Annotated in this window: 16 protein-coding genes; 4 read left to right on the forward strand and 12 right to left on the reverse strand. The window is 64.6% G+C overall.

Annotated elements, in window-relative coordinates; all coding sequences use genetic code 11:
* Positions 1–131: 131 nt before the first annotated feature.
* On the forward strand, positions 132–1,142 hold the full coding sequence (locus tag AB3N21_RS14230) for a D-cysteine desulfhydrase family protein (RefSeq protein WP_367935832.1): 1,011 nt from the start codon (positions 132–134) through the stop codon (positions 1,140–1,142).
* 30 nt (positions 1,143–1,172) lie between these two features.
* On the opposite strand, the gene AB3N21_RS14235 is transcribed toward AB3N21_RS14230, so the two are convergent.
* The gene (locus AB3N21_RS14235) at positions 1,173–2,495 is read right to left on the reverse strand and encodes an aspartate aminotransferase family protein (protein ID WP_367935833.1); all 1,323 of its coding nucleotides are present in this window, start codon (positions 2,493–2,495) and stop codon (positions 1,173–1,175) included.
* Entirely contained in the window at positions 2,492–3,319 is an 828-nt protein-coding gene (locus AB3N21_RS14240) for a 3-keto-5-aminohexanoate cleavage protein (protein ID WP_367935834.1), read from the reverse strand. The genes AB3N21_RS14235 and AB3N21_RS14240 overlap by 4 nt, the downstream gene beginning before the upstream one ends.
* A 43-nt stretch (positions 3,320–3,362) precedes the next feature.
* Here AB3N21_RS14240 and AB3N21_RS14245 point away from each other — a divergent pair, with 43 nt between their 5' ends.
* Entirely contained in the window at positions 3,363–4,265 is a 903-nt protein-coding gene (locus AB3N21_RS14245; protein WP_367935835.1) for a MurR/RpiR family transcriptional regulator, read from the forward strand.
* 48 nt (positions 4,266–4,313) lie between these two features.
* Here AB3N21_RS14245 and AB3N21_RS14250 read toward each other — a convergent pair whose 3' ends face one another.
* The 10 genes from AB3N21_RS14250 to AB3N21_RS14295 all read right to left on the reverse strand — a co-directional run bounded on the left by AB3N21_RS14250 (position 4,314) and on the right by AB3N21_RS14295 (position 14,316).
* Complete coding sequence (locus AB3N21_RS14250; protein ID WP_367935836.1) at positions 4,314–5,105, reverse strand: xanthine dehydrogenase family protein subunit M; 792 nt, start codon at positions 5,103–5,105, stop codon at positions 4,314–4,316.
* A gap of 109 nt (positions 5,106–5,214) precedes the next feature.
* Positions 5,215–7,578, reverse strand: a complete 2,364-nt coding sequence (locus tag AB3N21_RS14255) for a xanthine dehydrogenase family protein molybdopterin-binding subunit (RefSeq protein ID WP_367935837.1) — start codon at positions 7,576–7,578, stop codon at positions 5,215–5,217.
* Positions 7,579–7,665: 87 nt separating this feature from the next.
* Entirely contained in the window at positions 7,666–8,151 is a 486-nt protein-coding gene (locus AB3N21_RS14260) for a (2Fe-2S)-binding protein (RefSeq protein WP_367935838.1), read from the reverse strand.
* Between the two features lie 154 nt (positions 8,152–8,305).
* Positions 8,306–9,307, reverse strand: coding sequence for a molybdopterin-binding protein (locus AB3N21_RS14265; RefSeq protein ID WP_367935839.1), 1,002 nt, complete (start codon positions 9,305–9,307; stop codon positions 8,306–8,308).
* Positions 9,304–10,272 (reverse strand): XdhC family protein, encoded by a 969-nt coding sequence (locus AB3N21_RS14270; protein ID WP_367935840.1) that lies wholly within the window; start codon positions 10,270–10,272, stop codon positions 9,304–9,306. Before AB3N21_RS14270 ends, AB3N21_RS14265 begins: the two co-directional genes overlap by 4 nt.
* Positions 10,273–10,409: 137 nt before the next feature.
* Positions 10,410–11,000: a DUF6691 family protein gene (locus tag AB3N21_RS14275; RefSeq protein ID WP_367935841.1), complete on the reverse strand. Its 591-nt coding sequence runs from the start codon at positions 10,998–11,000 to the stop codon at positions 10,410–10,412.
* A gap of 3 nt (positions 11,001–11,003) precedes the next feature.
* A complete protein-coding gene (locus tag AB3N21_RS14280; RefSeq protein WP_367935842.1) occupies positions 11,004–11,555 on the reverse strand; it encodes a YeeE/YedE thiosulfate transporter family protein in 552 nt (183 codons plus the stop codon).
* Between the two features lie 124 nt (positions 11,556–11,679).
* Positions 11,680–11,964, reverse strand: coding sequence for a hypothetical protein (locus tag AB3N21_RS14285; protein WP_367935843.1), 285 nt, complete (start codon positions 11,962–11,964; stop codon positions 11,680–11,682).
* 129 nt (positions 11,965–12,093) lie between these two features.
* Positions 12,094–13,350, reverse strand: a complete 1,257-nt coding sequence (locus AB3N21_RS14290; RefSeq protein ID WP_367936140.1) for a VWA domain-containing protein — start codon at positions 13,348–13,350, stop codon at positions 12,094–12,096.
* A gap of 57 nt (positions 13,351–13,407) precedes the next feature.
* Positions 13,408–14,316 (reverse strand): AAA family ATPase, encoded by a 909-nt coding sequence (locus AB3N21_RS14295; RefSeq protein ID WP_367935844.1) that lies wholly within the window; start codon positions 14,314–14,316, stop codon positions 13,408–13,410.
* 398 nt (positions 14,317–14,714) lie between these two features.
* On the opposite strand from AB3N21_RS14295, the gene AB3N21_RS14300 reads away from it, so the two are divergent.
* Together AB3N21_RS14300 and pyrC are read left to right on the forward strand one after the other, a co-directional pair.
* Positions 14,715–15,629, forward strand: a complete 915-nt coding sequence (locus tag AB3N21_RS14300) for a phosphoadenosine phosphosulfate reductase (protein WP_367935845.1) — start codon at positions 14,715–14,717, stop codon at positions 15,627–15,629.
* A 68-nt stretch (positions 15,630–15,697) separates the two neighbouring features.
* Positions 15,698–16,735 (forward strand): dihydroorotase, encoded by a 1,038-nt coding sequence (gene pyrC / locus AB3N21_RS14305; RefSeq protein ID WP_367935846.1) that lies wholly within the window; start codon positions 15,698–15,700, stop codon positions 16,733–16,735.
* Positions 16,736–16,776 lie beyond the last annotated feature (41 nt).

Genomic DNA, 16,776 nt, shown 5'->3' on the forward strand with positions numbered 1-16,776 from the left:
CGAGTTCGATCCCATGCAGGCTTTACAGCCGCGTAATTCGCCGTTTCTTTGATCTCAACTCGGCAACTTGTCCGAGCGAGGCGGGTGTTTAACCTGCAATGGCCGGCGACTGGCGCGACAGGAATCAAAACATGACAAAAGACCTTGGCACAGAGCAATTCCCGAGGGCCCGGCTGCTCGCCAATCGGACACCGCTTGAACGGCTGGATCGGCTGTCGGAACATTTCGGCCTCGACCTGTGGATCAAGCGCGACGATCTGACCGGGCTGGGCGGCGGCGGCAACAAGATCCGGCAGTTGGACTACTATATGGGCGCAGCGCTGGCGGAAGGGGCCGATACAATCCTGATTACGGGCGCGGTACAGTCGAACTATGTGCGCTCGGCGGCAGCAGCGGCAGCCAGACTGGGGATGCAGGCCATTCTGCAGCTTGAGGACCGGGTGCCGGGTATGGACGACACGTATCGCACCTCGGGCAACGTGCTCCTGAGCCAAATTCTGGGGGCCGAGCACATGTTCTATCCCGAGGGCGAGGATGAGGCCGGGGCGGATCGCGCGCTCTATGCCCGCTCCGAGGCCCTGCGCGCCGAAGGGCGGAGGCCGTATGTCATTCCGCTGGGGTTGGATGCCAGGCCGCTGGGCGCGCTGGGATATGTGGACGCGGCGCGGGAAATCCTCAATCAGGGGCCGGAGTTTGACGCCATCGTCGTCCCATCGGGCAGCGGCGTGACGCATGGGGGGCTGCTTTACGGGCTGAGGCGCCTCGGGGCGCAAGTGCCGGTGCACGGCATCTGTGTGCGCCGGGCGGCGGCGGCGCAGTCGGAGCGTCTGAACATAGTGACCACAAAAATCGCGGCACTGCTCGGGCAGGACAATCCGGTCACGCCGCCGGATATCCTGACCTGGGACCGGGCGCTGGCGCCGGGATACGGGCGGATGGGCGCACAGGCGCGCGAGGCGATGACGCTGATGGCCCGGATGGAGGGGTTGTTTCTGGACCCGGTCTATACCGCCAAGACCTTTGCCGGGGTGCCGGGGCTGCTGGCGGAGGGCCGGCTGCGCCCCGGTAGCCGTGTGCTGTTCGTGCATACCGGGGGCGTTCCCGCCCTCTTCGCCTATCAGAACGACATCGCCACGGCGTAGGCGTTTGTATCCGGCCCGTGGCAGGCCCGCTTACCCCGGAAGCGAGGCGTCAATCGCGCGCGACAGCTTGTCGACCAGTTCGCCGATCTGGGCCTCTTCGATGATGAAGGGCGGTGCCAGCAGGATGTGGTCGCCATGCTTGCCGTCGCGGGTGCCCGACATCGGATAGCAGATCAGCCCCTCGGCCAGAGCCGCCTTCTTGACCTTGCCCGCAACGCCATGGGAAGGATCGAAGGGCGTCTTGCCGTCGCGATCCGCCACCAGTTCGATGCCGCGGAACAGCCCCCGGCCCCGCAGGTCGCCCACATGCGGGTGCTGGCCGAGCGCGGCCTGAAGCGCGGCTTGCAGCGTGTCGCCCATCACCCCGGCGCGGGCGGGCAGGTCGCGGCCCGTCAGTTCCCGCACCACCGCAAGCGCGGCGGCGGTGGCCACCGGGTGGCCGATATAGGTGTGGCCGTGCTGGAAGAACCCCGACCCGTCGCGGATGGCGTCATAGATCGCACCGATGCAGAGCATCGCTCCGATCGGTTGATAACCGGCGCCCAAACCCTTGGCGATGCACAGAATATCGGGCGCCACGCCGTCATGATCGCAAGCGAACAGATGCCCGGTCCGGCCCATGCCGCACATCACCTCATCGAGTATCAGCAGCACGCCATACTGGTCGCAGATCTCGCGGATGCGCTTGAAATACCCCTCGACGCCCGGCACCGCGCCCAGTGTCGCGCCCACCACCGGTTCGGCCATGAAGGCCATGACGGTCTCGGGGCCAAGGCGCAGGATCTCGGCCTCAAGCTCGTTGGCAACGCGCTGGCCGTAGTCGTAGCTGCTCTCGCCTTCGGCCCTTTCGGGGTATTCGTAGCACGCCGCGATATGGCTCATCTCGATCAGCAGCGGCGCGAACTGCGTGCGCCGCCATTCGTTGCCGCCAGCGGAGAGCGCGCCCAGCGTGTTGCCGTGATAGCTCTGCTTGCGGGCGATCACGCGGCGGCGTTCGGGCTGGCCGATCTCAAGGTAATACTGCCGGGCCAGCTTCATCGCGGCCTCGGTCGCCTCGGACCCGCCCGAGACGAAATAGACCCGGTCCAGAGCGCCCGGTGCATGTTCGATCAGCAGATCGGCCAGCGCCTCGGCGGGTTCCGAGGTCATGAAGCCGGTATGGGCAAAGGCGATCTGTTCCCCCTGCTCCTGCACCGCCTTGATCACCGCCGGGTTGGAATGGCCCAGGCAGGACACCGCCGCATCGCCGCAATCGAGATACCGTTTGCCTTCTGCGTCGATCAGATAACAGCCATCGCCGCCAGTTGCCGTGGGCAGGGCGGATTTGGTGTGGCGGGGGAAGACGTGGCTCATGTCCGGCTCCTTTCGAGCGCATGTATCAGGGCCGCGACCGAGGCGGCATTGTCGGCCCAGGGGATGCCGTCAGCATCGGTCAGACCGTTCTCGAAGCCAACCCTCAGATCGCCGCCACGTGCGGCAGCGTCCAGCAGGCAGGCATGTTCCTGCGCGCCAAAGGCGCAGGCCATCCAGGGGATTCGGGGCGGAGTGTCGGTCAGGAACGCGTCCATGTCGCCGGGCCGGGCCGCGCGCCCCTCGCCTTGACCCGTCGCGTAGCGGCCCAGCACGAACAGCCGGTCGATCTGTCCGGGCCGCACCGTGCCATCGGCCTGCCAGCGGCTCAGCAGCTCGGCATCGGTGGGGTCGTAAAGGATATGCTGCACTCGCGTGCCGTGGTCCGCGCAGGTGCCATAGACCCGGTCAGCCAGTTCCGGCGCGCGGGCGATCTCGCGGACCGAGATCGAGGCCCAGCCGGGCCGCAACTGCCGCAGGCAGTCGAGCTGCGCGGGCACGTCGTAAATTCCCGCCGCTTCTGTGGTGATCTGGATCTCCATCTGCGGTACGGTCCGGGCCAGTTCCTGCAGCGCCTCGCGATACCGCCCGGCATCAAGGGTATGCCACCCCTTGGCATCGCGCACATGCAGATGCAGGCCGTCGGCTCCGGCGGCAAAACAGGCGCGGGCGGTCTCGGCGATGGAGCCGGTATCGACCGGCAGAGCCGGATGATCCCTGGGCCCGCGCCGCGCGCCATTGGCGGCGACCAGAATATAAGGCTGCGGCATCGCCTGTTCCCTTCGCTGGCGGCCCTCGTCGTCGTTCAGATGGCGCAGGTCCCGCACGTTTTCAATTTGCTTATTTGAAAACATATGTTTTCATCGCACCATGCCGACCCATACCAAATCTCAGCTCATCACCCGGCTCAAGGTCGAGATCGACACCCTGCCCCCGCGCCTCAAGGCGGTGGCGAAATACATCATCGACCATCCCGGCGATTTTGGGATCGATCCGGTTCGCGTCACCGCGGCCAGGATCGGCGTCAGCACCAACGCGCTGGTCCGGCTGGCCCAGCATATGGGGTTCGACGGGTTCGATCCGTTCCGCGCGCCCTTCCGTGCTGCTCTGGTGACCGAGCGTGAGGACAGCCTCGGCGCGGACTGGCTGGAGCGGATGGCCCGCGACGGCGGCGAGGGGCGGATGCAGGCCGATCTGGCGCGCAACGGGATGAATATCGTGGCGCGCTCGCTGCGGCTGCTGACGCCCGACAAGGCGCAGATGGCGGTCGGGTTCATGACCGGTGCGCACAGCTGCTATGTCACCGCCTCACGGGCGAGCTATGCGCTGGCCTATTACTTTCACTATGTCGGACGCATGGCACTGCCGAAGCTGCAACTGGTGCCCCGGCACATGGGCTCGGCAGCGGATGAGCTGATGGATACCGGCGCGCAGGATTGCCTGCTGGCCATCACCTTCGCGCCCTATTCCGCCGAGACCATCCAGTCGCTGCGCCTTGCCCGCCAGCGCGGGGCCCGGATCATCCTGATCTCGGACAGCGAGGTGATCGCGCCACGCGTCGAGCCGGATCTGGTGCTGGCTGTCGCAACTCAATCGCAACACCACTTCGAATGCTACACCGGTGCGATGGCGGTGTTGGAATGCCTGCTGGGCCACCTGATCGCCGCTGGAGGCGACACCGCCCACCAGCGCATCGCCGATTACGAGGCCATGCGCGAGGATACCGGCGCCTACTGGAAGGCCCCGCGCCTGCCCCACATCCGCGAGACATGAAAAAAGGCTCCCGCACGTCGGCGGGAGCCCTCAAAGGTAACTGCGCCGTCACCCTGCCGCAACGGCAGCGCGACGGGTCATGACGCCGACCAGATGTGCACGGTATTCCTTGGTCCCGTGGAGATCGCCGATCATACCTGCCGGATCGACCGACAGACCTGAAACCGCATCGGCGCTGAAATTGCCGGACAAGGCCTGCTCGGCCTCACTCCAGCGGAACACGCCATCCTCGGAGGCACCGGTCACCGCAACGCGCACACCGTCCGCGAACCGTGCCACGAACACGCCCACTAATGCAAAGCGCGAGGCGGGTTGCAGGAACTTCTGATAGTTCGCCGCCTGCGGCACAGGGAAACGAACCGAGGTGATGATCTCACCTTCATCCAGCGCGGTCGTAAACATCCCCTGGAAATAGTCATCCACAGCAATCTCGCGTGCATTGGTCCGGATTGTGGCGCCCGAGCCCAGCGCCGCCGCCGGGTAACAGGCCGACGGGTCATTATTGGCGAGCGAGCCACCGATGGTGCCGCGATTGCGCACCGCCGGATCGCCGATATGGCTCGCCAGATCGGCCAGCGCCGGATACGTGCCCGCCGCCTCGCGTGCCACCGTGGCATGGGTGGTCCCGCCACCGATGGACAGCGAGCCGTCATCTTCGACACAGACGCCCTTCATCTCGGCAATCCCGCTCAGCGACACCAGCTTGGCCGGCGCCGCCAGCCGCTGCTTCAGCGTCGGGATTAGGGTCTGCCCGCCACCCAGCGCCTGTGCGTCCTCACTACCCAACGCCGCCACCGCATCAGCGATGGTCGAGGGCTTTTCAAACTCGAAATTGTACATTCCGTCTTTCCTTTCTGAAGAAGTTCCGGGCGCACCGCCCCTGCTTCTTCTGTTCAGAAATATCCTCGGGGGTCCGGGGGCAGACAGCCCCCGGTCCTGCCCTCTCCACTCAGCCGTTCATCGCCGCCCAGACGCGCGACGGCGACACGGGCATGTCGATATGGGTAACGTCCTTGCCGCCCGATTGCAGCGCGTCGATCACCGCGTTCACCACCGCAGGCGGCGAGCCGATGGCCCCGGCCTCGCCACAGCCCTTCACCCCAAGCGGGTTATGGGTGCAGGGCGTCTGGCAGGAATGATCCACCTCATAGAACGGCACATCGTCGGCGCGCGGCATGGCGTAATCCATGTAGGAGGCATTCAGCAACTGGCCGCTCTCGTCATAGATCGCGTGCTCCAGCAACGCCTGACCGATGCCCTGCGCCAGCCCGCCATGGACCTGACCGTCGACGATCATCGGATTGATGATATTGCCGAAATCATCCGCCGCCGAGAACCGTTCGATGCTGACCTTGCCGGTCTCTGGATCGACCTCGACCTCGCAGGCATAGGCTCCCGCCGGATAGGTGAAGTTGGCCGGGTCGTAGAACGCGGTCTCCTCCAGCCCCGGCTCGATATCCTCAAGCGGGTAGTTATGCGGCACGTAAGCGGCCAGGCAGACATCACCCCAGGCCACCGACTTGTCGGTGCCCGCCACGCTGAACTGACCGTCCTTCAACTCGATATCCGCTTCCGAGGCCTCCATCAGATGGGCCGCGATCTTCTTGGCCTTGTTGATGATCTTCTCGGTCGCGCGCACCATGGCCGAGCCGCAGACCGCCAACGAGCGCGAGCCATAGGTGCCCATGCCATGCGGGATTTTTGCGGTGTCGCCGTGCACGATATTGACCATGCTCTCATCGATACCCAGCATGTCGGCCACCACCTGCGGAAAGGCGGTCTCGTGCCCCTGCCCGTGGCTGTGCGCCCCGGTCATGACGCTGATCGAGCCGGTGGCGTTCACCCGTACCGTCGCCACATCATAAAGCCCGGCGCGGGCGCCAAGCTGGCCCACCAGGTTCGACGGCGCGATGCCGCAGGCCTCGATATAGCAGTTCACACCGAGACCGCGCAGCATGCCTTTGGCTTCGCTCTCGGCGCGGCGGGCGGCGAAGCCCGAGAGGTCCGCGACCTGTTCCAGCTTGTCCATCGTGGCCACGTAGTTGCCGGTGTCGTACTCCACCGCGACCGGCGTGGCATAGGGGAACTCAGTGATGAAGTTCTGCCGTCTGAGCGCGATCGGATCGACGCCCAACTCACGCGCGGCCTTGTCGATCACACGTTCCAGCTGGAACGTCGCCTCGGGCCGTCCGGCGCCGCGATAGGCATCGACCGGTACCGTATTGGTGAACACCGCCTTCACGTTCACATAGATCAGCGGCGTCTTGTAGTTGCCCGCCATCAGAGTGCCGTGCAGCCAGGTCGGGACCGAGCTGGCGAAGGTGCTGAGATACGCACCCATGTTCGCATGGGTTTCGGTGCGGATCGCGGTGAAGTTGTTGTCCGCGTCCAGCGCCAACTCGATCCTGGTCACATGATCGCGACCTTGCGCGTCCGAGATGAAAGCCTCGGAGCGGGACGAGGTCCATTTCACCGGGCGATTTATGGCGCGCGCGGCGAAAGTGCAGAACGCCTCTTCGGCATAGTGGAAGATCTTGGTGCCGAAACCGCCGCCCACGTCAGGCGCCACCACGCGCAGCTTGTGCTCGGGGATGCCCAGCACAAAGGCGCCCATCAGCAACCGGATCACATGCGGGTTCTGGCTGGTGGTGTAGAGCGTGGATTCATCGTTGGCGCGATTGTAATCGGCCACGGCCACACGCGGCTCCATCGGGTTGGCGACCAGACGGTTGTTGACCAGTTCCAGCGTGGTGACATGGGCGGCGTTGGCGATGGCCTCGTCCACGGCGGCCTTGTTTTCTTCCACAAAGCCCCAATCGTAGCAGAGGTTGCTGGTCAGATCGTCATGCACCTTGGTGGCGCCGTCGGCGAGTGCCGCCTTCATGTCGATGACGGCGGGCAGATCCTCAATATCCACCTCGATGGCCTCGGCGGCATCGCGTGCCTGTTCGGCGCTGTCGGCCACCACGGCGGCGATGGGATCGCCCACATGGCGGACCTTGCCCTGCGCCAGAACCGGGTGCGGCGGTTCCTGCATCGGCTCTCCGTGCTTGTCGGTCACCTGCCAGCCGCAGGGCAGACCGCCCACGCCCTCGAAATCGGCGCCGGTAAAGATACGCACCACGCCGGGCATGGCGGCCGCCGCATCGGTGTTGATGCCGTTGATCCGGCCATGGGCCACATCCGAGCGCAGGAAATGCACATAGGCCTGGCCATGTAGGTTGATGTCGTCGGTGTAATTGCCGGTGCCGGTCAGAAAGCGCACGTCCTCGCGGCGCTTGGAACTGGCTCCGATGCCACTGTCTTTGGGCATTGCTTGTTCTCCTCCCATAAGCGGTGCGTGCCGGGCACGTACCCTACAACTCTCCCCGGGCGCGTCCTCCGCACGCCCGCGGCGGCGTCATTCGGCGGCGATGGCGCCCACGTCCTGACCGGACGCGGCCATGATCGCCTTGACGATGTTGTGGTAGCCGGTGCAGCGGCAGATGTTGCCCTCAAGATAGGCGCGGATCTCGGCCTCGGTCGGTTGCGGATTGTTCTTGAGCAACGCCGCCGCCGACATCACCATGCCCGGCGTGCAGAAGCCGCATTGCAGGCCATGGTGGTCCTGAAACGCCTGTTGGATCACGTTGAGCGATCCGTCGGCGCCCGCCTGCCCCTCGATCGTGTCGACCTGCGCACCTTCGGCCTCGAGCGCCAGCATGTTGCAGGATTTCACCGCATCGCCGTCCACATGCACCATGCAGGCGCCGCATTGGCCGGTGTCGCAGCCCACATGGGTGCCGGTCAGCGACAGGTGATCGCGCAGGAAGCTGGACAACAACGTCCGCCCCTCCACATCCCCGCTCACGGCCTTCCCGTTCACGGTCATCGAGACCTGTGTCATGAGATCCTCCCTTTCGATTATTCTGTCCTTGGGGTCGAGTTAAACACGGCAAAAATCGTTTGAGAACAAAAATATTTCTCGATATCCCCCAAGCGGTTGCAGGCAACGACTACGACTTAAGTCGACAGTGGCGGGCGTCCAAAGTGCCGTTACGTCACGCCTTTTTCCCGGCGCGCGGCTGTGGCCGGGTCGGGATTTCCTTGAGCAACCCGCCCACCCCCATCGCCGCAATATCCGCCCCCGTGGTGGCAATTCCGCAGGCCACGCGCGACAGCACCCAGTCGGCACCGTTGAGCGCCGGTGAGCGCGCGCAGCCCGGCAGGCCGATCACCGGGCGCGGGCCGAGTTGCCCCAGAAACAGCAGGTTGCCGGGATCGACGGGCATGCCGAACCGGTCCACCTCGCCCCCCGCCGCGCGCACTGCGCTGGGGGCCACATCATGCGGGTCGGAGGTGGCCGAGCCGGTGAGGATCATCACCATGTCGCCCGCCACCGCCGCGACCGCTTGCGCCAGTTCTGGTGCCCGGTGCGGGACGGTGCGGATGTCGCTCAGCTCCATCCCCAGTGCTTCGACGCGGCCCTTGATGGCGGCGATGCCCTTTTCGTTGGGCGGGCCGCCGGGGATGTCGGTGATAACCAGCGCCGCCGTGTCGTGTACGGGAGTGACCAGCCGGATTGCGTCTTGGGCGGCGGCCACGGCTCGCTCTACATCCGCACGCGGCACGGCGTAGGAAATCACCTTGATCGTCGCCACCATACCGCCCTGCCCCATCTGCTGATACTGCGGCACGGTCGCCACGGTGATCATCGGGTGAACCTGATTGAAGCGCTCGATAGCAGCGATGTCGAGCTCGACCACGCCCGGACCATCGGCCAGAAAGTTGACCCGGCCCGTGAAGGGCTCGGTGACGCGCAGATTTGCCGCCGCCGGATCGGGGGCAAGCGCGTCGGCGAGCATCTGCACGGCCTCGTTTTCATGGCAATCGCCGGGCTCCATCCTTGCCACGATGACCTCGGCGATGCCTGCCTCGGTGAGCGCGGCGAGATGGGCGGGCTCCAAAGTCAGGCCCTTGCGCAGTTTCCGGGCGTTGGTCTGCACCGAATGGGCAAGGATGGCGCCCCCGGCCTGCGCCACCGGCGCGGGGCCGAATTTCATGCCTTGCCCCGCAGAACCGCCGTCATCTGCGCCAGGATCGCCACCGCGATCTCGGACGGGCCCGCCGCCCCGATATCGAGGCCGATGGGTCCGTGAATGCGGCCAATCTGCTCAGTCGTGAACCCGGCTTGCGTCATCCGCTCCACCCGCTTGGCATGGGTCCGGGTCGAACCCAGCGCACCGATATAGAACACATCCGCCTTGAGCGCGGCGGCCAAAGCGGGGTCGTCCAGCTTGGGATCATGGGCCAACAGCACCAGAGCCGTGCGCGGGTCGAGGCCCAGTTGCGCCACCGCCTCATCCGGCCAGTCAGTAAGGATCTTTTCGCCGGGAAAGCGCGCCTGTGAGGCGAAGGCCTCGCGCGGGTCGATGATCACCGGGTCATAGCCCGCGATCCGCGCCATCGGCACCAGCGCCTGCGCAATATGCACGGCGCCGACCACGATCAACCGCAAGGGCGGGTTGTGGACGGCCACGAAAGTCTGGGCGTCCTCTTCGAAGCCCGAGCGATCCATCCGCATCCGGTCCGGGTACGCGCCGCGTTTCAGGGCACGGTGGCCGGTCTCCATGTTGACCTCATAGGCCAGCGCCTCCCGGGTTTTGCGGGCGGATACCAGATCGGCCAGCATCGCCTCGGGCAGGACCGGGCCGACCGGCTCCACCAGAACCCGGATCGTGCCACCGCAGGCGAGCCCGACGGCAAAGGCGTCCTCGTCACTGACGCCGAATTCCAAGAGCCGCGCGTCGCCCTCTTCGATGGCCTCCAGCGCCTCGACGATCACCGCGCCTTCGACGCAACCGCCCGAGACCGAGCCCTCGATCCGCCCGTCGCCACCGATAACCAACTGCGCCCCTACCCGGCGCGGAGCGCTGCCCCAGGTTTCGACCACCGTGGCCAGGGCCGCACCGATGCCCTTGCGGTGCCAGGCGAGCGCGGTTTCGGGGCTGTTGTCGAATCTCTGCATGAGCTCCTCCCGGGTGCTGGGGTTCAACATAAGGAGGATTCGGACAAAGAAAAGCGGTCCGGCGGGAACACGGGGTCGCCGGACCGCAGGCGCGTGGCCGGTATGATAGCGAAGTGGCCACGCGTATCGGGTGAGGCCTATTCCGCCGGTTGGGTCTGCGCGGGCTGGCCCATCAGCCGCTCGGGCAAGGCAAAGGCCAGCGCGATGAAGCCCAGCCCCAGCACGATGCCCAGAATGTCGCCGGGCAGCGCGGTCAGCCCCTCATACTTGGCGCCCGGAACGGTCCCCAGCGTTACCTTGCCGCCCGCAATCTTGTCGAGCAGGCCCAAGGCCTTCCACGCCGGGTAGCTGATCATGTAAGCCGCAGCCCCCAGCAACCCGCCGGCGATGAAGAACAGCGCGTCCTTGCGGCCCGAGGCGGCGGCAACCACGCCGGTACCGGGGCAATAGCCCGACAGCGCCCAGCCCGCGCCCAACAACAGCCCGCCGAGGAACACGCCCAGATAGGCGGTCTTGACCGACATGTGACCGACATCGACCAGTCCCAGCATCTGGCCGCCGAACATCAGCACCGAGCCGGTGCCGATGGCCAGCAGGATCGCCTTGGCGAGGTTGAGGTTGGTCAGGTTCAACATCGTGTTGATGTAGGAGGGGTTCGAGGCCCCCACCCGGTCCAGCACCGCACCGAAGGCGGCGCCGATGACGATGGCAAGCAGGATCGTGGTCATGGCTTAGACCTCCTTCCGGAACAGCATCAGGGAAACGGGGATGGCGGCGGCAAAGGCCCCGGCGGCGAAGATGTAGCCCGAGAGCGCGGTCTGCATCATGCCCGACATCATGTGGCCCGAGGTGCAGCCACCCGCTAGTCGGGCGCCGTAGAGAACCACGAAGCCGCCCACAAAGGTCGCCACCGAACGCTTGATGCGGCAATCGCCGAAATTGGCCTGCCAGAGGGCCGGGACCCAGCGGTCATCGGCGGGGATGCCGCCACGCGCGAGAGCGGACAGAAGCCCGCCCGCCATCATGGCGATCACGAAGACAAAGGAATAGTTCAGCGGGTTGGCGACCGACTTGGCGTATTTGCCGCCGGACTTGGCCAGATAGGCGTTGGTCGAGCTATAGCCCTCGTCAGTTTTGGTCACCAGGTCGGGATTGACCGCGTCGGCGACGATCCCGTCGAGGATGACGAATTGGGTTGAGACCCCGATGGGCTTGACCAGCAGGACGGCGGCAAAGAACACAAGTCCCAGCAGCAGCCCCCCGGTTTTCCAGTTCAGAGGCATGGCGTTTCCTTTCGCGAATCTTACATTCGCGAAACAGAATATATTTCACATTCTGAAATTGGAATGATTTAGATCAAACCGGTTGGCACGGACCTGACTGGCTGCACCTCAGATGTGACAGCGCTCAGCCGCGCATCTTCTTCATCACCATTCCGACAACGACCTGCACAACCATACCCGCGACGCCGCCGCCAACCAGATTGCCAAGCATCGCGCCGATATCCATGCCGCCAGCTGCGTCGCCCCCAGCCGCACCCAGCAAGCCGCCTAGCAACTGACCGCCGCCAACACCACCGATCGCACCAGCGATCAAATTCCCCGTGTTCCCCATGGAGTTTCCGGGTGACACCTTGCCGCCCGCGGTCCCGCCAAGCGCACCACCAACAATCTGAGCAATCAGGTTTTCCATTTCTGTCCCTCGTTACCGTGCAACATCACACAATTCGAATGCTGAGATATGTCGGCGCGGCCTGTCAATCTTGAGCCAGTGGGAAAAAAGCAACTCAATTCACCGTAAATCAAGAGAAAGTTCTTAAGGTCAGGCCGAGAGACGCGCCAGCAGCCGGGCTTTTTCGCCGACATCGTCCGGGCGTGAGATGACCCCGGCAAGCTCTTCCAGCGACGCGATGGAATGGCCCGCCCGAAAGCTGTCCACATGCGGCAGCATCGCTGAAATTCCCCGCGCCTTAGGCGCGAAGCCTTCCCACCGAAGCAGCGGGTTCAACCAGATCAGACGGCGTGCCGACAGGTGCAGGCGATCCATCTCGCGAGCGAGTTGATCGGGATCATCACGGTCTAGCCCGTCGGTGATCAGCAGCACCACGGCGCCCTGCCCCATGACCCGGCGCGACCAGTCGCGGTTGAAGTCGTGCAGGCATTGGCCGATGCGGGTGCCACCCTCCCAGTCCTGTGCCTCGGCCCCGGCGGCGGCAAGGGCGGCGTCCACATCGCGGGTCGCCAGATGGCGGGTGATGTTGGTGAGACGGGTGCCGAAGGTAAAGGCATGAACCCGCGCCCAGCCTGCACCCCGCGCGTTCGAGACCGCGTGCAGAAAATGCAGGATGATCCGGCTGTACTGGCTCATCGAGCCCGAAATGTCGCAGAGCACCACCAGATTGGGCCAGCGCGGGCGCGGCACGCTGCGAGCGATGTCGCGCAGTTCGCCCCCCTGTCGCATGGCGGCGCGCAAGGTGCGGGCGCGGTCGATGCGGTGACCCAGATGGCTGGCCTGTGCCCGGCGCGACGGGATCGGCTGTACCGGCAGTTTGAGGCGCGCGAGCATCCGTTTGGCCTGCGCGATCTCGTCGGTGCTCATCTGTTCGAAATCCAGCGTGCGCAGCCGTTCCTCGGAGGACATGGTGAGCGAGGCGTCGACCTCGATCTCGGTCCCGCCTTGCTGTTCCTCAATCTCCGGCAGGTCGCGTTGCACGCCGTCGAGCAGCGCCTCGGCGGCGCGTTTCTCGGCGGCTTGTGCATTGCGTTCTTCCTGTGCGCCGCGGATGGCGGGGAGCATCATCGACATCATGTGCTCCAGATAGCGTGGGTCGCGCCAGTAAAGGCGAAAGATCTGGGCGAAGACGGCGCGGTGCTCGGGCCGGTTCACGAAACAGGCATGCAGGGTCCAGTAGAAATCGCGTCTCTCGGTGAACCCAGCCGCCTCGACCGCGCGGATGGCGTCGATCACCCGGCCCGTCCCGATCGACAGGCCCGCCTTGCGCAGGGCACGGGCGAAATGGGTGATGTTGTGGGCCAGTTTCGGATCGTCGGGGATATCGAGGGGCAGGTGTTCAGGCATCGTCTTCATGGGGGCTCTGCCCCCATACCCCCGGAGTATTTCCGAAAAGATGAAGCATCAGGCCAGTTCCAACTCTGCCTTGGCCTGATCCAGAATGCGTTTGGCTTCGGAACCCTGCAGCTTCTGGATATCGTCCTGGTATTTCAGGATCGCGCCCAGCGTGTCGCCGATCACCTCGGGGCTGAGGTTGATTACATCCAGCGCCAACAGGCATTTCGCCCAGTCGATGGTTTCGGCCACACCGGGTTTCTTGAACAGATCCTCGGTGCGCAGCTTCTGGACGAATGCCACCACTTCGCGGCTGAGGGTTTCGGCGGCTTCGGGCGCGCGGGCGTGCAGGATTTCCACCTCGCGGTCGAAGTCGGGGTAGTCGACCCAGTGATAGAGGCAGCGGCGCTTGAGCGCGTCGTGCACCTCGCGCGTGCGGTTGGAGGTCACCACGACGATGGGCGGTTCGGGCGCCGTGACGGTGCCAAGCTCGGGGATGGTGACCTGGAAATCGGAGAGCGCTTCGAGCAGGAAAGCCTCGAAGGGCTCATCGGTGCGGTCGAGTTCGTCGATCAGCAGCACCGGCGCGCCGTTCTCGTCCGGGCGCATGGCCTGCAGCAGCGGGCGCTCGACAAGGAACTCGTCGGAGAAAAGTTCCGTCTGCAGTGCCGTGCGGTCGGCGCTGCCCGCGGCCTCGGCGGTGCGGATCGCGACCATCTGCGCCTGGAAGTTCCATTCATAAACCGCAGAAGCAGCGTCCAACCCCTCGTAACATTGCAGCCGGATCAAGCGCCGGTTCAGGCCGGCGGCCAGTGCCTTGGCGATCTCGGTTTTGCCGACACCCGCCTCGCCCTCGAGAAACAGAGGTCGTCCCAGTTTGAGCGCCAGAAACACCACTGTGGCCAGCGCCCGACCGCAGACATAGCCTTGGGCGCCCAGCAGATCCTGCACGGCGTCGATCGATTGCGGCTGGCTCATGGTCTCTCCTTGTTGTTGCGCCCAAGAGGTCACGGCCTGCACGACAGGTCAAGGGCGGGTGTCTGCAAGTGACATGCGGCATTGATGTGTTTTGGCAAGGCAATCCGAAACCCGAAGCGGGGCGGGGATCTGCTGAGTATTGGCGCAGCTCCAAGAAGATCGAAAGAAAAGTCCCGTGAGGTGTGGTTTACCCATAAGTGCCCACAAATCTCGTCAAATCCCAGATAACAAATGACAAAACCACCAGAAAGCACCGTAGGATTTGCCCAATTTGGCCACATTCCCCCGCTTACAATGAAACTCCGGCGCCCCAGTGGCCCGGAGATTACGAGTTGAATATGCGTGACGAGTTAAGTGATGTTGACGGCCCCTTGAAAGGGCCGGGCCTTGATGGCTGGATGGAAGATCCGTCAGATGTGTATCTGCCCGAGGGAGAGGTACACTCGCTGGGCGACAAGCACTCCTGTATGTTCTCCAGACGCGGCGACACCCTGTTGGTTTCGTTCGAAGTAGCTCAGGACTCCGCCCCCACATCAGAAATGCCTCAGTCCACTATCCGCGCGTTTGCCGAGGCGAAGGATTGGTCGCATCTGGCGGTGGTCTCTCTTGGCACTACGTGGTTCCGCGATCAGAGCGTCTTTGCCCTCTTCGACCATCTGACTGACTCCGGATTGTTCGACGATTTCGAACAGATCCTTTTCTATGGCAGCGGTTCCTGCGGGTATGCCGCCGCAGTCTTTTCCGTCGCGGCCCCCGGTGCGACGGTGCTGGCCATTCAACCACAGGCCACGCTAGACCCGCGCCTGTGCGGATGGGACACCAGATTTCGCGATGCGCGCCGGATATCGTTTACCGACAGGTACGGGTTTGCCCCGCACATGCTGGATGCCGCGGCCCAGGCATTTGTCCTGTACGACCCGTCTGAGAAACCAGACGCAATACATGCCGCGATGATGGCGCGCCAGAATGTGACCCTGTTGCGGATGCCCAATATGGGCGAGGCGTTGGAACACAGCCTGCAGCAGATGAGTATTCTTGAGCCCGCGCTGGATCTCGCGGCGACCGGAAAGCTGACAACAGATGTATTTCATCGCCTCTACCGGGCCCGTCGGAACAATATCGACTACTTGCTGAAACTCCTGGCCCGGCTGAATCGCGAGAATCGGCACTATCTCAAATATCTGCTCTGTCGTGACACAATTGCGCGGATGCCGCGCCGCCGCCGGGTGAAACGGTTCCGCCGCCAAATGGCCAGGCTCAAAACCGCGATGGAAAACCGGGAAATTCTGCTTCCCTATTCCGCGACCCGCTAGCGGCGCAAATTGCCTCGCCCCTTGGCGCAGGTCTTTCCCGGCCTCAAGAGCTGTGTTAGCCGGGCGTCATGACCCAGAGCCTCACGATCCGCCGCCCCGACGACTGGCACCTGCACCTGCGCGATGACGCGATGCTGCAGGCCGTCCTGCCCGAAACCGCGCGCCATTTTGCCCGTGCGATCATCATGCCCAACCTGGTTCCGCCGGTGGTGACCGGTGCGCAGGCCGCCGCCTATCGCGACCGTATCCTGGCCAACCTGCCCGAGGGCATGTCGTTCGAGCCGCTCATGACGCTCTACTTGACCGAGGACACCGACGCGCGGGATGTCGCCGCCGCCCGTGACAGCGGGCTGGTCAAGGCGGTCAAGCTTTATCCTGCGGGCGCGACCACCAACTCGGCCTCGGGCGTGCAGGATTTCGACAAGGTGCGTGGCGTGCTCGAGAAGATGGCCGAGATTGGCCTGCCGCTTTGCGTGCATGGCGAGGTCACCGACGCCGACATTGATATCTTCGACCGCGAGGCGGTGTTCATCGACCGGGTTCTCGACCCGATCCGCAAGGCGACACCGGGCCTGCGGGTGGTGATGGAGCATATCACTACCGCCAACGGCGTGGATTACGTCAAGGCCAACGACACCGATCTGGGCGCGACCATCACCGCCCATCACCTGATCATCAACCGCAACCACATCTTGGTGGGCGGGATCAAACCGCACTACTACTGCCTGCCCGTGGCCAAGCGCGAGGATCACCGCCTCGCCCTGCTGGCCGCCGCCACCTCTGGCGACGCGCGGTTCTTTCTTGGCACCGACAGCGCGCCGCATACCGATCCCAACAAGGAAAGCGCCTGTGGCTGCGCCGGATGCTTCACCGCCACCAACTGCATGTCGCTGGTGGCCGAGATGTTCGAACGGGAGAACGCCCTAGACAAGCTCGAAGGCTTCACCTCCCTTAACGGCCCGGCCTTCTATCGTTTGCCGGTGAACGAAGACACGATCACCCTGACCAAGGGCGCGCCCGCGACCTACCCTGACAAGATCGACACAGGCGATGGCCCGGTGACCGTGTTCGACCCGGGCTTCCCGCTGCACTGGCGCGTGGCCTGACTTCATCTTTTTGACAAATACTCCCGCCGGAGGCTCCCGCA

The organism is Ruegeria sp. (assembly GCF_040830605.1).
Taxonomy (GTDB): Bacteria; Pseudomonadota; Alphaproteobacteria; order Rhodobacterales; family Rhodobacteraceae; genus Ruegeria.